Origin of the sequence: Anabaena subtropica FACHB-260 (assembly GCF_014697105.1) — a bacterium.
Taxonomy (GTDB): Bacteria; Cyanobacteriota; Cyanobacteriia; order Cyanobacteriales; family Nostocaceae; genus Trichormus; species Trichormus subtropicus.
The window spans coordinates 127,987-144,452 of the sequence record NZ_JACJRF010000010.1 but is presented as its reverse complement, the minus strand read 5'-3'; the positions used below and the strand labels follow the sequence as shown (position 1 = coordinate 144,452).

Annotated in this window: 15 protein-coding genes; 11 read left to right on the top strand and 4 right to left on the bottom strand. The window is 39.1% G+C overall.

The features are described from left to right. Positions 1 to 546: 546 nt before the first annotated feature. The 3 genes from H6G18_RS08660 (at position 547) to H6G18_RS08650 (ending at position 3,882) form a co-directional block, all read left to right on the top strand. Complete coding sequence (locus tag H6G18_RS08660; RefSeq protein WP_190406683.1) at positions 547 to 792, top strand: hypothetical protein; 246 nt, start codon at positions 547 to 549, stop codon at positions 790 to 792. Between the two features lie 153 nt (positions 793 to 945). Then, positions 946 to 3,408 carry a two-partner secretion domain-containing protein gene (locus H6G18_RS08655; protein WP_190406682.1) on the top strand — a complete coding sequence of 821 codons (2,463 nt, stop codon included), beginning with the start codon at positions 946 to 948 and terminating at the stop codon, positions 3,406 to 3,408. A 123-nt stretch (positions 3,409 to 3,531) separates the two neighbouring features. Next, a complete protein-coding gene (locus tag H6G18_RS08650; protein ID WP_190406681.1) occupies positions 3,532 to 3,882 on the top strand; it encodes a Rieske (2Fe-2S) protein in 351 nt (116 codons plus the stop codon). A gap of 51 nt (positions 3,883 to 3,933) precedes the next feature. Here the strand turns inward: H6G18_RS08650 and H6G18_RS08645 are convergent, their stop codons facing one another. Beyond that, positions 3,934 to 5,478 (bottom strand): NAD(P)/FAD-dependent oxidoreductase, encoded by a 1,545-nt coding sequence (locus H6G18_RS08645; protein ID WP_190406680.1) that lies wholly within the window; start codon positions 5,476 to 5,478, stop codon positions 3,934 to 3,936. Between the two features lie 568 nt (positions 5,479 to 6,046). Here H6G18_RS08645 and H6G18_RS08640 point away from each other — a divergent pair. The 7 genes from H6G18_RS08640 to H6G18_RS08610 all read left to right on the top strand — a co-directional run bounded on the left by H6G18_RS08640 (position 6,047) and on the right by H6G18_RS08610 (position 12,887). Beyond that, the gene (locus H6G18_RS08640) at positions 6,047 to 7,336 is read left to right on the top strand and encodes a colanic acid biosynthesis glycosyltransferase WcaL (RefSeq protein WP_190406679.1); all 1,290 of its coding nucleotides are present in this window, start codon (positions 6,047 to 6,049) and stop codon (positions 7,334 to 7,336) included. Positions 7,337 to 7,392: 56 nt separating this feature from the next. Beyond that, positions 7,393 to 8,412 (top strand): glycosyltransferase family 2 protein, encoded by a 1,020-nt coding sequence (locus H6G18_RS08635; RefSeq protein WP_190406678.1) that lies wholly within the window; start codon positions 7,393 to 7,395, stop codon positions 8,410 to 8,412. A 39-nt stretch (positions 8,413 to 8,451) separates the two neighbouring features. Next, a complete protein-coding gene (locus H6G18_RS08630) occupies positions 8,452 to 9,297 on the top strand; it encodes an ABC transporter permease (RefSeq protein WP_190406677.1) in 846 nt (281 codons plus the stop codon). A gap of 2 nt (positions 9,298 to 9,299) precedes the next feature. After that, the gene (locus H6G18_RS08625) at positions 9,300 to 10,577 is read left to right on the top strand and encodes an ABC transporter ATP-binding protein (RefSeq protein WP_190406692.1); all 1,278 of its coding nucleotides are present in this window, start codon (positions 9,300 to 9,302) and stop codon (positions 10,575 to 10,577) included. Between the two features lie 15 nt (positions 10,578 to 10,592). Beyond that, positions 10,593 to 11,498 (top strand): glycosyltransferase family 2 protein, encoded by a 906-nt coding sequence (locus H6G18_RS08620; RefSeq protein WP_190406676.1) that lies wholly within the window; start codon positions 10,593 to 10,595, stop codon positions 11,496 to 11,498. 86 nt (positions 11,499 to 11,584) lie between these two features. Then, a complete protein-coding gene (locus H6G18_RS08615) occupies positions 11,585 to 12,574 on the top strand; it encodes a glycosyltransferase family 2 protein (protein ID WP_190406675.1) in 990 nt (329 codons plus the stop codon). 118 nt (positions 12,575 to 12,692) lie between these two features. Next, positions 12,693 to 12,887 carry a hypothetical protein gene (locus H6G18_RS08610; protein WP_190406674.1) on the top strand — a complete coding sequence of 65 codons (195 nt, stop codon included), beginning with the start codon at positions 12,693 to 12,695 and terminating at the stop codon, positions 12,885 to 12,887. A gap of 210 nt (positions 12,888 to 13,097) precedes the next feature. Here the strand turns inward: H6G18_RS08610 and H6G18_RS08605 are convergent, their stop codons facing one another. Together H6G18_RS08605 and H6G18_RS08600 are read right to left on the bottom strand one after the other, a co-directional pair. After that, the gene (locus H6G18_RS08605; protein WP_190406673.1) at positions 13,098 to 13,268 is read right to left on the bottom strand and encodes a beta-Ig-H3/fasciclin; all 171 of its coding nucleotides are present in this window, start codon (positions 13,266 to 13,268) and stop codon (positions 13,098 to 13,100) included. Between the two features lie 235 nt (positions 13,269 to 13,503). Continuing rightward, positions 13,504 to 14,289 (bottom strand): bacteriorhodopsin, encoded by a 786-nt coding sequence (locus tag H6G18_RS08600; RefSeq protein ID WP_190406672.1) that lies wholly within the window; start codon positions 14,287 to 14,289, stop codon positions 13,504 to 13,506. 655 nt (positions 14,290 to 14,944) lie between these two features. Between H6G18_RS08600 and H6G18_RS08595 the strand changes: the two genes are divergently transcribed. Continuing rightward, a complete protein-coding gene (locus H6G18_RS08595; protein ID WP_190406671.1) occupies positions 14,945 to 15,991 on the top strand; it encodes an AI-2E family transporter in 1,047 nt (348 codons plus the stop codon). Here the strand turns inward: H6G18_RS08595 and H6G18_RS08590 are convergent. Continuing rightward, entirely contained in the window at positions 15,936 to 16,454 is a 519-nt protein-coding gene (locus H6G18_RS08590) for a baeRF7 domain-containing protein (RefSeq protein ID WP_242040235.1), read from the bottom strand. The genes H6G18_RS08595 and H6G18_RS08590 overlap by 56 nt on opposite strands. Positions 16,455 to 16,466 lie beyond the last annotated feature (12 nt).

Genomic DNA, 16,466 nt, shown 5'->3' with positions numbered 1-16,466 from the left:
TAGTCCTGATGATTGAAGGGGGGTTGACCCCCTCCAATCATCCCACAATTCCCCTCACCGCCAACCGGGGAGGTGTGGCGGGAGTACCCTTGTGGATGTCTAGATGGGCGTAGTGTATGAATCATAGTTCCCAACTTTTAGACTCAAATAACGCTTTTCAGTAAAAAATAGAACTGGATAATCCAAAGTCTAACGTTGGGTTAAGTTACCAACAAAGGCAGAGGACAGAAGGAAAACGGTATCAATAAAAACGTTGGATTGGTGTTTTTTGTTATTATTACGGGGAAGTAAGCAATATGCCTTGTCCCTTATATGTGGAATAAATTTAAAATTGCCAGTGTGAAAAAAATCAAGAATAAATTTTTCTAACTAACCATGAGATTTTTGCATAAAATTTCCAAACGTTCCTGATATTTACATAGAAAGGTTAGTTTTCTTGCTCAACAGTTCATTTTTAATTACGTATTATGTAGTTGTTATCTATCTGTAGCAATTCTTCTACCTTACCTGACTGAATTTCTGTGTTTACAAGAGGGGTAAATTAATATGACAACTTACACATTAAGACAAGCTAATTCTTGGTTCGACATTGAAGCATTGTTAAATATTGGTGCGATCTTTGCCATTCATAGCGGTGATGATCGACCAATTAGCCCAGAACCTGGCACAGATGGAATAATAGATCCATTAAAAGAAATATTTAACCCATCTGCGCGGCCGAAGAAAAAGGTTGTTGATCCTGATGCTGATCAATCCACTACTCCCGCAATCCCACCTGAATCTGAATTCTAAATCGATGCAAATAGGTGTGGGGACAGGGGGATATGAGGGAGATATAGCTTGAGCTTCCCGTAGGAGAGGAAACAATAAAATAGCAAATTGTTTTACCCAGTCTCCAACCCCTAGTCCCTAGTCCCCAATTATTAAATAGATTAAATAACTCAAATGACTCAAAACGGCAAAGGTAGTTCATGGCAATTGAACTTAGTAATTTTCTTAACATCTGCTGGTGTTATAGCCATAAGTATCGCTGCTTCTATTACGAAATCTGCCTTTGCCCAAAGTGTCATTATTCATGATCAAACCTTAGGCACTGAACGGTCTGAGGTGATTGATAACTATAACAATAATCCCACCGAAGCGATCGCGGGAGGAGCAATCCGTGGCACTAATCTATTTCACAGTTTTCAAGAATTTAACGTTAATGAAGGACGTTCAGCGCTTTTCCTAGCGCCCAATACTAGTATCCAGAACATTCTCGTCAGAGTCACAGGGAATAATCGCTCTGATATTTTCGGTAAACTTGAGACTTCTGGTGCTAATGCCAATTTATTTGTGATTAATCCCAATGGGATTTTTTTCGGGCCAAATGCCTCACTTAATATAGGTGGTTCCTTTGTTGCGAGTACAGCCAGTGGGATTGAGTTTGGCGATGACCTAAGGTCGGTCGGAAACCATCGCACTATTTTTAGTGCTACTTCTCCCCAAGCTTTACTAACAATGAGTGTACCTACAGGACTGCAATTTGGCAGAACTGGAGGTGAGATAAATGTGCAAGGGACGTTAGCAGTTCCCACAGGCAAAACACTGGCTTTAGTAGGTGGGAATATCACTCTAGATGGTAACAATATTAGCTTTATTAATCGTAAAACTCTCAACGCAGAGAGTGGTCAAATCGCTATAGGAGGAATACAAGGAGTAGGAACAGTAGGACTAAATTTGGATGGTAATAATATCAACAACCAAATTTTAAGTTTTCCTCGTAATGCAGTATTAGCTGATGTATTCCTGAAAAATCAAGCCAGAGTTGATGTCAGTGGTCAGGGTGCTGGTTATATTGAGATTAAAGGTAGACAGGTTGGACTTACTCGTGCATCTCAGGTAGTAGCAGATACAGAAGGTAGTCAAAGTAGTCGCGGAATTCTTATCCAGGCAGAAAATCTAACCCTTCAAGAAGGGTCACAAGTAACGGCATCTGTAAATGGTATTAACTCAACAGGTTCTGGGGGCAACTTAACAGTCAGAGCGACTGATTCGGTACAAGTGAGAGGAATAGTACCGAATGGTCTAGAAAATCCTGGTAATCCCAGTGGTCTGTTTACCCTTACTCTCGGTAAAGGGAGTGGGGGAAGCTTAACTATTGAAACAAGTAAGTTAATTGTTGAGGATGGAGGTAACGTATCAGCTAGTACTAGAGGAAATACTCTTCAGAGTGGTGTTGGCGGAACGGTCAATATAACTGCCACTGATTTTGTCAAAGTGAGTGGAAATACTAGAGATACTAGAGAACGTCCCAGTGGTATATTTGCTCAGACTTCTGGTGCTGGCGATGCAGGCTCCTTGACGATTAATACTCCGATATTATTTGTCCAAGATGGGGCAGTCATATCAGCTGGAACTCTGGCCAATAGCCAAGGTGATGGGGGAAATTTAATCATAAATGCCAAAAATTTTATAGAAATAAGCGGAAAATCACCAATTGGTAAATTTCCTAGTGGCTTGTTTGCTCGCAGTCGAGGTAGTGGCGATGCAGGTTCCATATTGATCACTACAGGTAAGCTGATTATGCGGGATCAAGCTTTGGTGACAGTAGAAGCCTTGGGTGGAGGAAATGCTGGCAAGATAGACATTAAAGCCAGCGAAATTAACCTTGATGGTGGGGCCAATGTGAACGCTACAACTCGTTCAGGTAATGGTGGCGATATCAATTTACAAATAGAGAACAAGTTGCTGTTACGCCGTAATAGTCTGATTTCTACTACAGCAGGCATTGCAGGTGGCGGTGGTAATGGTGGGAATATTACTATTAAGATTCCCAATGGCTTTATTATTGCCGTTCCTGGTGAAAATAGTGACATTAAAGCTAATGCTTTTGATGGCGAAGGTGGCAATGTTAGCATCAATGCTTTTGGCATTTTCGGGATTGAATTTCGGAAAAAAGATAGCCCTCTCACAAACGACATTACCGCTAGTTCTGAATTTGGGCTAAACGGCACAGTAGAAATTAATACCCCAGAAGTTCAGCCCAATCAAGGGTTAATCAATTTACCAAACCAACCAATTGAGTCTAGACTAGCTCAAGTATGTAAAGCAGTTCCAGGGCGAAATCGAGACAGTTTTACCATCATTGGACGTGGTGGTTTGCCAAATAGTCCTAACGAACTACTCCATTCTGATGCTGTGATTGCAGATTGGATTGCTGTAAATAATGTAGAAAAAACCTCAAATACTACAACCACTCACACAGTCTCTACCCCAACCCCAACCAATATTGTAGAAGCTACAGCGTGGATGATAAATTCTCAAGGTGAACTAGTTCTCACTGCTAACGCACCTATCACAAAATCCCATAACTCTTGGCAACAGGCGACTGCTTGTAATGTTCATAAACCAGGAACTAGAGGCTAGAAGAAGCAGGGAAGCAGAGGTAATGATTTTTTATTCCCTACTCACCATTTCCTTATTTCCTTATACCGTCACGAACTTGTGAAATGATGTATTTTATCAGCCGATCAAGAAGTGAGGTATTCAATGAATTGGATTAAAGTTATTCCCCAAGAGGAATTACCACCCAATGGGCGTAAAGTGGTGAAGGTTGAACAACGTAACATCCTGCTACTCAACCATAACAATCAAGTTTTTGCAGTGGAAAATTCCTGTCCCCACTTGAAGTTACCCTTACAGAAAGGCAAAATCACAGATGATGGGGCGATCATTTGTCCTTTCCATCGTAGTGCTTTTGACCTCAATAGTGGTAATCCTACTACTTGGACTCCCTTTCCTCCTGGTATTGGTAAGGTGATGGGTATGATTTCCAAAGAAAAGGGATTATCTGTCTTTCCTACCCGTGTAGAAGAAGGTAGTATCTGGGTGGGTGTATAAATATAGCAAAGTACTGAGTGCTGAGGATGAAGAATTGGTTCTCTTCATCCTTTATTCATCAGCGTAATCAGCACCAGAACCAAATTTCCAAGCATCAATTAAACGATGCCAATAATATTGTTGTGTAGGTGGTAAATTTTTAATCCATGTTTCTAAGATGGGACTAAGTGCAAACAATGCAGTGTAAGTTCCTAAGTTGATGTAATGCGCCAGCCAATCTAATAGATTTGCTAAACCCACCTGGGGAATTATTTTAGCAACTAAGGCTGGATGAGATAAGCCAGTTTTTGCTAGTGTTTGTGTCAGTGCCGAAAACTGAACTATATCTTGTAAAAATGGTTTGAGTACTGGTGTTCCTAATTGCTGCATTTCTTGGAAAACCGTTGATAGTAGTTGGTTAATTTGTTCTGGAGCGATGTTTTGATTTACACCAACACTCATAGCTTTTTGAAATAACCAAGTCACACTGAGGCTTGGTTGATATGGTTGCAGTAATGCTAATGCTTTGGCTGACAGTTGTTCAGTTTGTAGGGCTTCTTGTGTTCCTATTGTTAAACGCTTGAGGTGGCGAACCATCGCCCCAAAACCACCAAAACTCAAGGGTGATTGATTACCACTGCTGTCTCCTACTGGGAGAATCCGGTTCCAGGGGGTTTTGAGTGGACTTTGGCGATCGCTAGGAAAAAACCCAAATAAGGCTCTTTGAAATTTTAACTGCTGTAATTCTACACCTTGATATTCTGGTAATAAACGCAGATATTCTGCAAACAAGTCTTCTAAGCTCAAGCGTTGGGGATTAGCATCCATGTAGGTAAATAAATATGTTGTCCTCCCATCTCTAGCGGGGAAGGCTTCCCAAAAATACTGGCATTGGTTTTGCAAAGATGTGAATGATAAAATTAAGTCGCCAGCAGGATTTTCGTCAAAACCTTGGGCGCAACTTCCCACCACTAAGCAAAGTGCATCTGGTTTTTTACCTTGGCGTGCTTGTTTGGTGATGGGGGAAAGGTTTCCCATTGCATCTATCAACAATTTGGCTGTGAATTGGTTATTCACTATTACACCATCTGGATGAACGACTACTTGAGTAAATGGTGTGTGTTCAAATAACTGTCCGCCAGCATTTAAAAATCTTTGTTTTAAGGTAGCTAGTAAATAAACTGGATCTACACCAATATTTAAGACATCCTTTACCCAAACTTCTGCACCATCCTTAAATTTGACTCTGGCGGGATTGTATTCGGTAGCGATCGCCTTTTCTAACTCCTCTTGAGTCAACAGGTTCAATTCCCTAAACACCTCTAACTCTTTACGAGAGATATTCCACTCTTGTTCCCTACCCTGCAAGATACCTCTCTCCAGTAACGCCACCCGTAACCCCCGCACGGCTAAGGCGCAACCAATTAAAATCCCTAATGTACCACCACAAATAATTGCATCCCAGTCTACACTACCTAAGGTTGCTTGACTTTCTTTAACTACTGAGGGTGTCGGTGCAGTATTTTCTCGAATAGATTTGAGGATGTCATCAGCGCGACGTAGATTTCCTAAAACATCCCCTGGTAGTTGGGAGAGAATTTCCTCTGTTAGAGACATAGAAATAGTATTAATTTTATCTTGTATAAAAGAGGTTGTAATTTTTGCATATCAACAACCATATAACTATTCTACTGCACCGCATTATTTTTAACTCTCATTCATCTTAGTAAGAACTAAAATAGAAATTTTTTCATCAGATGCAGCTTTGTTTTATACAAGATTATTTAGGAGCTAAACTTAATATCAACAAGTAAATATTACTTGAGAATTGATGCAAAAATAACATTATATGTTTTAATACTTGAGTTCTCTTGCACTATTTATTTTTTCACATGATTTTCATAAACAATAATTTTGCTAAAACCGATACATTTTATTAAGTAAATCATTGGCAAACAAAATATAAAATATTGCAAAATGCACTTTCAGGAAAAAAATTATCATTTAATAATAAAATCTATCTTCGGAGATATCATCATAATTTTCATTGAACAAATATAAATCATGAGCTATACTCAATCGTGTTGTATAACGGGCTATTAAATATATAAAAGCAAGTAAAAATAATAGATTTTACTCAAACAAATCAATGTATATTTAAGCTGATAACAAGGGATGAATTGATATGAGAATTGCTGTGATAGTTGGTAAATTCCCCGTTATTTCAGAAACGTTTATTGTAAATCAAATCATTGGGTTAATTCTCCGTGGACATAAGGTTGCTATTTATAGTATGGAGAACGTCAGCCAAAATGAATTTTATAAAATACATCCAGATGTAGAAAACTATCATTTATTGGAGATAGCACATAATCAACCACACATTCCCCAAAATTATGTGTGGCGAGTTTTTCAAGGGATAAAACTAATAGCTACTAATTTCCATAAAGCGCCTTTAGTGATTCTGCGATCGCTTAACTTTTTTAAATATGGTAGACGCGCAGCTTCCTTGCGCTTACTATACTTGACGCTCCGAATGTTAAACTTTCCAGCTTATGACATTATTCATTGTCAATTTGGTATATTTGCTCTAGATGCCATGATTCTGCGTGACATTGGTGCTATTAAAGGTAAATTAATTACTTCTTTTCGTGGCTATGATATTAGTTGGTTTGTGCAGAAATATGGGAAAAATGTTTATGAACAACTATTTGCTAAGGGTGATTTTTTTCTCACCAACTGCGAATTTTTTAAAAATCGAGCCATCGAATTGGGTTGTGACTCTGAAAAAATTGTAGTGCTTGGTTCAGGGATAGATTGTAGTCGCTTTCCTTTTAAAGAAAGATATCTTCATGACGATGGAAAAATCCGCATTGCTACCACTGGTCGGCTGATTGAAAAAAAAGGTATAGAATATAGCATTCGTGCTGTTGCTCAAGTCGCAAAAATTTATCCAAATATTGAATATAAAATCATTGGAGATGGAGAATTAAAAGAAACTTTACAACAACTAATCCAGTCATTAAATATAACTGATAAAATCAAGTTAGTGGGATGGAAAACCCAACCAGAAATTATTGATATACTTGACCAATCAGACATTTTCATAGCTCCCAGTGTTACAGCCAAAGATGGCAATCAAGATGCTCCAGTCAACACTTTAAAAGAAGCAATGATTATGGGTTTACCAGTCATAGCTACTACTCACGGTGGTATTCCCGAACTAGTTCAAGATGGAATTTCTGGTTTTCTCGTACCAGAAAGAGATCCTGAAGCTATAGCTGCAAAACTCATTGACTTGATAGAACATCCAGCCATTTGGTCATCAATGGGGCGTGCTGGTCATGCTTATGTAGAATCCCACTATGATATGAGCAAGCTCAATTATGAGCTAGTACAAATTTATCGTCAAGTGATGACGAATGATTTCTCTATTCAAGAGCCAGTTTTCGCTTCAGCAATGGCTCTGAAATAAACCAGACAAAATTGCCTTGATTTCTCACCCCATAATACCAAAGGATATTGATTGAGATGACAAACTCATCAGCGATCGCTGCCCCGGAAGTAACAATCATTGTTTCTCCACGGGAACGTTTCAGTTGTACCCGTGAAGCCTTAGAAAGCATTTACGAACATAGTGATTATCCATTCCAATTAATTTACATAGATGGTGGTTCCCCCAGCCATATCCAGAATTATTTGACAGAACAAGCACAGCAAAAGCAATTTCAGCTAATTCGCACAGATTATTATCTCTCTCCCAACCATGCCCGCAACCTTGGTCTGCGTCAAGTCACCAGCAAATATGTCGTCTTCATTGACAACGATGTAGTCGTCACCCCTGGCTGGCTTAAGCCTTTAGTGCAGTGTGCAGAAGAAACAGGCGCAACCATAGTTAGTCCCTTGATTTGCCAAGGTTCACCCCTACATACAGAAGTACATTGTGCTGGTGGAGAATCGAGAATTAAGGTAGAAACTCAAGGCGAAAATACCAAACGCAAGATTATAGAGAAGATTTATAAACAAGGCCGGAAAGTAGCAGATATCCGCCCTCAGCTGCAACGTCAACAAACCGGACTAGCAGAGTTTCATTGCATGATGGTACGTACAGAGATATTTTCACAAATTGGTCTGTTGGATGAAGCACTGCTGAACACCAAAGAACACGTCGATTTGTGTATCTTAGTAGCCGAAGCTGGTGGTAGCGTCTACCTAGAACCAGAATCAGTCATGACTTACATCACCAGCAAACCTCTAGAGCCGACAGACATCAATTACTATATGCTGCGTTGGAGTGATGCTTGGGAACTCTCCAGCCTGCAACGCCTGAGTGAAAAGTGGAACCTTACCAAAGATGAGTATTTCCAAAATAAATACAAACGCCTGGGATGGCGACGACAAATGGCGATTATCAGTCCTTTTGTCCGTAAACTACCTATTGGTAAATTTGGCTGGCGAGTAGCAGGAAAACTCCTATTATCGATAGACAAGGTAGTTAACCGCTACATGACTACCCGCTACGCTCAAAAACATTTGCAAAATCTGCAATAACTACAAATTACGAATCATAAATCATGAGGTTCTTCAATCATGCTGCCTGAGATAGTTTATCAGCCTGAAAGCACACTCAGGCATCCCATACAATTATTCAAACTCATGTGGCGAGACTTGCTAGCTTCTCGTGAACTGGCTTGGCGATTGATGGTCAGGGATATCAGCGCTCAATATCGCCAATCCTTCTTAGGAATTGCTTGGGCTTTCTTACCACCAATTATCATGGCTACTAGTTTTACCCTAGCCAATGAAGCCAAAGTATTTAATGTTGGTGTCACCGATTTACCCTACCCAGCTTATGTCATGTTCAGCACTGCATTATGGCAGACATTTGTTGAAGCTTTAAATGGGCCTGTGCAAGCGGTGTCAGCAGCAAGACCTATGTTAGCCAGAGTTAACTTTCCACGAGAAGCACTGATTTTAGCAAAGGTAGGTGAAGTATTTTTTAACTTTGCCATCAAGCTAATTTTAATTGTGGGATTATTTATTTGGTTTCGTATTCCCACAAATTGGACGGTGATTTTAACTCCTGTTCCCTTAATTCATTTAGTTTTGTTGGGAACATTTATTGGTATTTTATTAGCCCCACTAGGGGTACTCTATCAAGATGTCTCCAAAGCATTATCCCTAATTACAGGATTTTGGTTGTTTCTGACTCCTGTAATTTATCCAATTCCCAAATCCGGAACCTTTGGATGGTTGGTTAACTTTAACCCTGTCACTCCTTTACTAGTAACAACAAGAGAATTAGCCACGACAGGAATAATAAGCAATCCTCATGGTTTTTGGTTAGTAAGTGTAATGACTTTAGCAGCATTATTTATAACTTGGGTTGGATTTCGTTTAGCTATGCCTTTTGTGGTTGAGAGAGTTAGTTCTTAATGATGATTAAGTTAATAGAGCCGAAAAATTACGTAAATTCTCAAGATACTGATTTATTAATTTCAGTTGATAATGTTTCTAAAAAATTCTGTAGAGACTTAAAAAAATCCTTATTATATGGTCTTCAAGATATTACCGCCGAATTATCCGGAGGTAATAGAAACAGTGATACATTGCGTCGAAAAGAGTTTTGGGCGCTCAAAGATGTCAGCTTTCAGTTACGACGGGGAGAAGCATTAGGTTTAGTCGGCTCAAATGGTGCTGGTAAAAGTACACTGCTACGGATCATTAGTGGTTTGATTAAACCTGACACCGGTTCCGTGAAAGTGAGAGGTAGAGTCGCTCCATTAATTGCCTTGGGAGCAGGATTTAATCCTATTTTGACAGGGCGAGAAAATATTTATGCAAATATGGCAATTCTGGGTCTATCTACTAAAAAAATTGCCGAGAGATTTCAAGAGGTAATAGATTTTTCTGAGATTGGGGATGCTATTGATGCACCTGTACAAACCTATAGCTCTGGAATGGCTGCTAGATTAGGATTTGCTTGTGCAGTTCATGTAGAACCAGATATTTTATTAATTGACGAAGTTCTCGCAGTGGGAGATACCAAATTTAAAATTAAATGTCATCGTAAATTAGCACAACTGCGGGAAAATGGCACAGCTTTTATATTAGTTTCCCATAACTCCCATAGTATCCTCAACGTTTGTGATTCATCAATTTATTTATCAAAAGGTCAATTGATTACATCTGGTGAGACGGAAGCGGTAATTCGTAAATATGAAGAAGACCTATGTTTAAGTGGATCTGAAAGTGCTTTAGGAAAAATGATTTTACCGGAAAAGCCACAAGCCGAGAGTCTAGGTTTAGGTATTACTGCTGTCTTTTTTAGGGATGAACAGGGTAATTTATTAGAAGCGCCGTTTTCCGGTGAATCTGCTTATTTGTGTGTAGAATGCAAGTCTTACCAAAAAATAGAGCAAGCAAACTTAGGTATACTAGTAACGGCTTTGTCAGGGGAAAATGGATTGGTTCAATACATAACCTCTCATAGCGATCGCCAAGATTTAACAATTATTCCAGGAACATCAGAAATCCAAATGTATATGCCATACTGCTCCTTTGTTCCTGGTGTCTACAGTGCAAAAATATATATCAGACGAGGTGTAGAGTCTTTTGATATTGTTGAATCTTTTAGATTTACTGTGAAGAGTAACAAAACTATCAGTAGATGTTTATTTTACCAACCACGTACATGGCAAGTCATCAATCAATAAATTAAAACATGGAAAATGAGCAATCCCCTACTCAGCATTATCATTCCCACTCATAACCGACCTCATTTAGTGACTCATGCTGTTCAAAGTGCGCTTGAGCAAACTATGGAGGATTTAGAAGTGATTGTAGTTGATGATGCGTCTACACAGCCGATAGACTTACCTAGTCATCCCCGGTTGCGGTTGATTCGTTTATTGCAGTCTCATGGTGGTGCAGGAGCGCGTAACGTCGGACTAGAAGCCGCCCTTGGTCGATGGGTAGCCTTTTTAGATGATGACGATCGCCTCCTCCCCCGGATGGCAGAGGTATCATTAGAGGCATTATCGCAAACATCCTTACCCGCACCTGTGGCGGTGATATCGGGTTTAGAAGAAGTCAACGCTCAAGGAAAAGTCCTTGGTCAACGTTTACCGCCACCACTCCGACCCCGTGGTGTCCATTTCTTTCTCGAAGAAATCGAACCCGATCAATCTTACAATACTAAGCAAACCCTAGTGGTTGAGCGTGAAGTGCTGCAAAAGATCGGTGGTTGGGACAAAGAAATGCGATCGCGCGTTCATTCAGAACTCTTTTTACGACTCAACCCTGCTTGCTCAATTATCGGTCTACCCATCATTACTTACCAGTTATATAACCACGGAGGGCAAAGAGTTTCACGTAATCCCATGCTTCGCCAGGAAAGCTTTTTACGGCTAGTGCATAAACATAAATTACTTTTCCAAGCCCATCCACAAATGTTTGCTAAGTTGGTCTATGAACACGCTAACAAATGTTATGAACTTGGTCTAAAACGTGAAGCTTTTTACAATTTATGTTGGTCAATGCAACTAGATCCTCTGCAAATAGTGCCTCGTGTTGCCGCTAGAGTTTATCAATCGGGACTAAAATTTGTAATTCGTAATTATAAATTAAAACATTAATTAACCTGAGTTAGTCATTGAGAAAATATTGGCTTTAACCAAGGCATTTATGTACCGCTATTGTGTCCTATATAGGATTAGTATATATGCCCAAAAAAGTTTCAGTAATTATACCCTGTTTTAATGCTGAAAAATGGATAGGCGAAGCAATCGAAAGTTGCTTAACACAAACCTATTCTGATGTTGAAATAATTGTCATTGATGATGGTTCTACAGATAATTCCTTAGAGATCATCAAAAGTTTTGGAAATGAAATTATTTGGCGGAGTTATCCCCAAAAAGGAGGAAATCATGCCAGAAATAGAGGTTTTGATTTATCTCAGGGAGAATATATTCAATACTTGGATGCGGATGATTATATTTTACCTGAAAAGATAGAAAGACAGGTCAGTTTTTTAGAAACTACAGGTGCAGATGTTGTTTATGGCGACTGGAGACATCAACGCCATTTACCTGACGGTTCCAGTTTTCTAGATAAGATAGAAATCTCAGAAGCGCAAGAGGATATTTTAGCTGCTTTACTAGCTAATTGGTGGGTTGCTTTAGCTGCGTTAATGTATAAGAGAAATGTAGTAGAAAATAGTGATAGATGGGATGAAAGTCTACTTGCTGCACAGGATAGAGATTTTTTCCTTTCCGTGGTCATGAATGGAGCTAAAGTTGTTTATCAATCAGGCTGCTATGCTATTTACAGGCGCTATGGTTCTGTCACAGTATCTACTTCTTCTAAAGCTCGCTGGTTAAAAAGCCATCATTTAGTATTAAAGAAGCTAGAACAGCAATTATTGCAGAAAAATCAACTTTCCATGAAGTATCGTCATGCTTTAGCAAAATCATATTTTGATTTAGCTAGAGAGGCTTTGTTTGTTGACTATAAACAATATTTAATGTTCTTAGAAAAGGCTTTGGTGATGTTTCCAGAGTTTAAAGCTAATAGTAAAAGAACATTCTATAGGTTGGTACAAGATGTTTTGGGCTTTCGCCAGACTGAACGAATTGCTTGTAGTATCTTGTTTATCAAACAGTTTATCTCTGCAAGAGTCTGGAAAGTGAGAAATCAAAGCTATATCGGGTAAATTTATTTTTAAACGCAGAGGAGTGCAGAGGGAGGTTCAATTGGTAAGGCTGGGCGGAGTATTATTGAAAATGTGAATATAAATATATACCCATAACTTGCATTGTTAGGAAGTAGTAATGAACCGTAAAAGAATTGTGGCAATTATTACAGGGGCTATTTCGATTATTTTAGCGATCGCCTATCTGATTGTTGTGCAAATATTAGACTATCGTGATATGCAGCCAGCACCTATCGGTCAACTTCACCCAGTATCAGCAGTTGTTGTCTGTAGTTTGGATATAAATCAAAAAACACTGGTTGAGGGGTCGTAGGGGTTTAACAGTTATCAGTCCCCGACCATGAGAGTGGAACACGTTGATACCCTATCACACCACACCATAAGCTTGGGAACTGTTTACTGTTCATTGATAACTGATTTAACTCTTTCTTTCTGTACCTCTGCGGCTCTGCGTGAGGAAATAGTCAATGTAGAGACATTAAATTGTAACGCCTCTACAACTGGTCATAAATTGTGAGACATTTTAGGGAGTAGTTGGAGTTGCAGGTGGAGTTGCAGGTGGTACTGCGGGTACTGGACTTGCTGGTGTAGCTTCTGGTGGTGCTGTTGTTGGGGTTTCCGCCGCAGGCTGACAGGCTCCCGTCAGTACACTTAGTCCTAAAGCTGAAGTTAGAAAAATGATTTTTTTGTTCATAAAATATGATGCTGGAAATGAACAAGGAAGTTATGGAAATTCCACTTTATACTGATGGATTTAGTCATGTTTTACATCCACCGTTAGTTGTAGCACCTCATTTTTACTGAAAACTCAGCTTGTAATACTGTTTTTCGCTCCGCTTTCTCCCTGTTGCACACTCCACGGATGAAAATGGCATTGAGAATTTAATTTTTCCTTTGTCGTCAATATAACTAATTACTCCACTTTCATATCAAACTCTTCTACGTGAAGATTGGCGTTGTGACTTGCCGAATGATGTAATATTTTCTACGAACTGGAAAGTATTTTCCACAAAGCGATCGCCTGTGGTTTGCCGCGAATCTTGCAGATTACGTAAGCCATGTAAATCCAGGAAGCTAAATCCTACCTTGGAAAAAAAGGGAAGTAGGCAAAACAAAAATGTATCCATAGTTTGGTTTATCCAGCCAAAACCACTAGGGCCAATAATCCAAACTATTGGGTAGCCAATCCAAAACACTGTAAAATAAGTAACAAGCTTATCGTATAAATTAGATAATTCTGTCCCTTGAGTTCTCGTTTTGGCACGTAATGGACTCCAAATACCCCAAAGAACAATGAGAAAAGCGAAAACTCCGCAGATATACCACAGATACCTCACCCAATTTCGTTCCGACAAATCTGCAATCAACCCAGAAGTCACCACCACTACCTGAGTACTCATTAAAAAACCGATGAGTGTCCAATCTTTTTTGGTAAACTGCATTGCTGTCCAGGAAAGGGCTAGCAGTAATAATGGTGTAGTGACAATCCAATCAATATAACGGGCATAGTGGGCAACTTGACCAGCCGCCTCAACTTTACCTTGGTCTATTGCCATTGCCATATAAGCCAGTCCCGACCAGATAGGGATAAATATCGCTACCAAATATTCATGTTGCGGCACACCACGCGGATTTCGACTAAGCGACCAAAAATGCAACGCACCAATTGCCATTCCCGCAACATAAATCCAGTGCAAAAGATTCTGTAAATTCATAGGGTGATCTCAGAAGGATAAAGTTAGATATAAAACAATTAAAAATTTACCGAATATAACTAGAGTTAGAAAAATCAAAACCCCCTAATTAATTTGTAATTAAATAAAAATAGCCATATTATGGTTTATCTATCATTGGAAATAATCTTTAAGCTCTAAAGATGGTAATTATAAAGTCAGGAAATAGATTTATTGTGATTACTTTTTATCATGAAAAACAAATGTGACTAGAATGTGACGAATCTAGCTAAATTTGCTGTCATTTTATATTCACATTTCACCAGCACACTGAAAATATTGCGATGTTACATTCTGCACAAATCTAAAAATTGGATGTAAATTTTAATTTAATTATTTTAATCATGTCAACACAAAAAATCTATAAGCTTTTCTGGCTTTGGTTTAAAATTAGTTTGTCAATATTCCTTAGCTTGATTGTATTTGCATTATTGCTGCTTGTGTTGTTCACTATTTTAAGAGTGCCTTCTTTCACGATTGGGAATGACAGATTGTGGTTATTGCGTTGGCAGTATGAACAGAGTACTAATTTTGTAATTTTATTTAATCCTGGGATTTTACTTGCCATAGCGGCCGCCATTGGTTTTGTCGGAGTTGACATGAGACAAAATTCCAAACAGCATAGGAGATGAACAAGATGAAACTAGGGCAATGCTTGGGTTTACTAGCACTAATTATTTCACTTTATATAATCTGGAAAATTCGGCAGTTAGTGCTATTGTTGTTTACTTCTGTAGTATTGGCAGTAGCAATTAATCAACTAGTTTTGCGACTTCAGTTGTCGGGAATCAAAAGGATTTGGGCAGTCTTTTTGAGTCTGAGTATTGTCGTGACATTTTTATTTGGTGCTTTCTTGTTGATTGTGCCGCCATTTATCGAGCAGTTTCGGCAATTGTTAGTACTTTTACCAACTGGGATTAATCAAATTCAACAGGGTATCAACTGGTTAGAAGAACGTATTGTAGACACCTATTTACCAGAAATTCCTGACATCAATAGTTTAATTGAACAACTACAGCCTTGGGCTACGAGTTTAACACAGCAGGCGATCGCTTTATTCTCTACCTCAGTAACGGCAATCTTAGAAACCTTATTAGTCATAGTGCTAACTTTAATGTTGCTGGCAAATCCCCAGCCATACCGCAGAGCTTTTATCCGATTTTTTCCGGCCTTTTACCGCCATAGGGTAGATAAAATTCTCACTCTTTGCGCCACAGGTTTAGGTAATTGGACAATTGGCGCTTTAATTGAAATGTTATTTATTGGTGTTCTTAGTGGAGTCGGGCTATGGATTCTACAAGTACCACTGGCATTAGCTCACGCAGTATTAGCAGGCTTACTCAATTTTATTCCTAACATTGGCCCGACTTTAAGCGTATTTTTACCAATGGCGATCGCTTTTCTGGATGCACCTTGGAAAGCAGTCGCCGTCTTGATTTTATATATCGTGATTCAAAATATTGAAAGCTATTGGCTCACTCCGGCAATCATGGCAAAACAAGTAGCCCTATTACCTGCTGTCACCCTAACAGCGCAGATTGTCTTCGTGACTCTTTTTGGAGCCTTAGGATTACTCTTAGCTTTACCACTAGCAGTAGTTGCCAAAACTTGGATCCAAGAAGTCTTATTTAAGGATATTTTGGATGAGTGGCAACCAAGTTTGAGCAAGGGTACAGGAGCATAGCATAGCGTTCCACTTCATTGACGCTGTAGCGAGTACCTTGGAATAAACGTACCTGATTTTGACTCAGGGCTAAAATGTAAAACTGACCATCACCTGTGAGCAAAGAGATTAAGGGTTTGAGGTGGAAGCGATCGCTAACTACAACCAATTCGGCAAAATCAATAGGCACACAGTAATAGCTAAAAAAGTCCTCAGCAATAAAAATTGCTAAACCGTCACTTTGATGTTGCCAAAACTCAAACTCATCTATTTCTTGAGCCGGTGCTAACAAGTCCCTAGCATCCTGAGGACGCAACCCACCCTCAATCAACTTTTCCTCAGCTTCTCGGATCAAATTTTTAAACCGAATTGGGTTTTGTAATGTTTCAGCCGTCATCCGATACGTCGGCATATAGATAGAAACACAATTTTTTTTGGGTGCGGCGGTTAAAATTGCCAATTCATCAATCGAAAATAAATTCATATTTTATTTTCT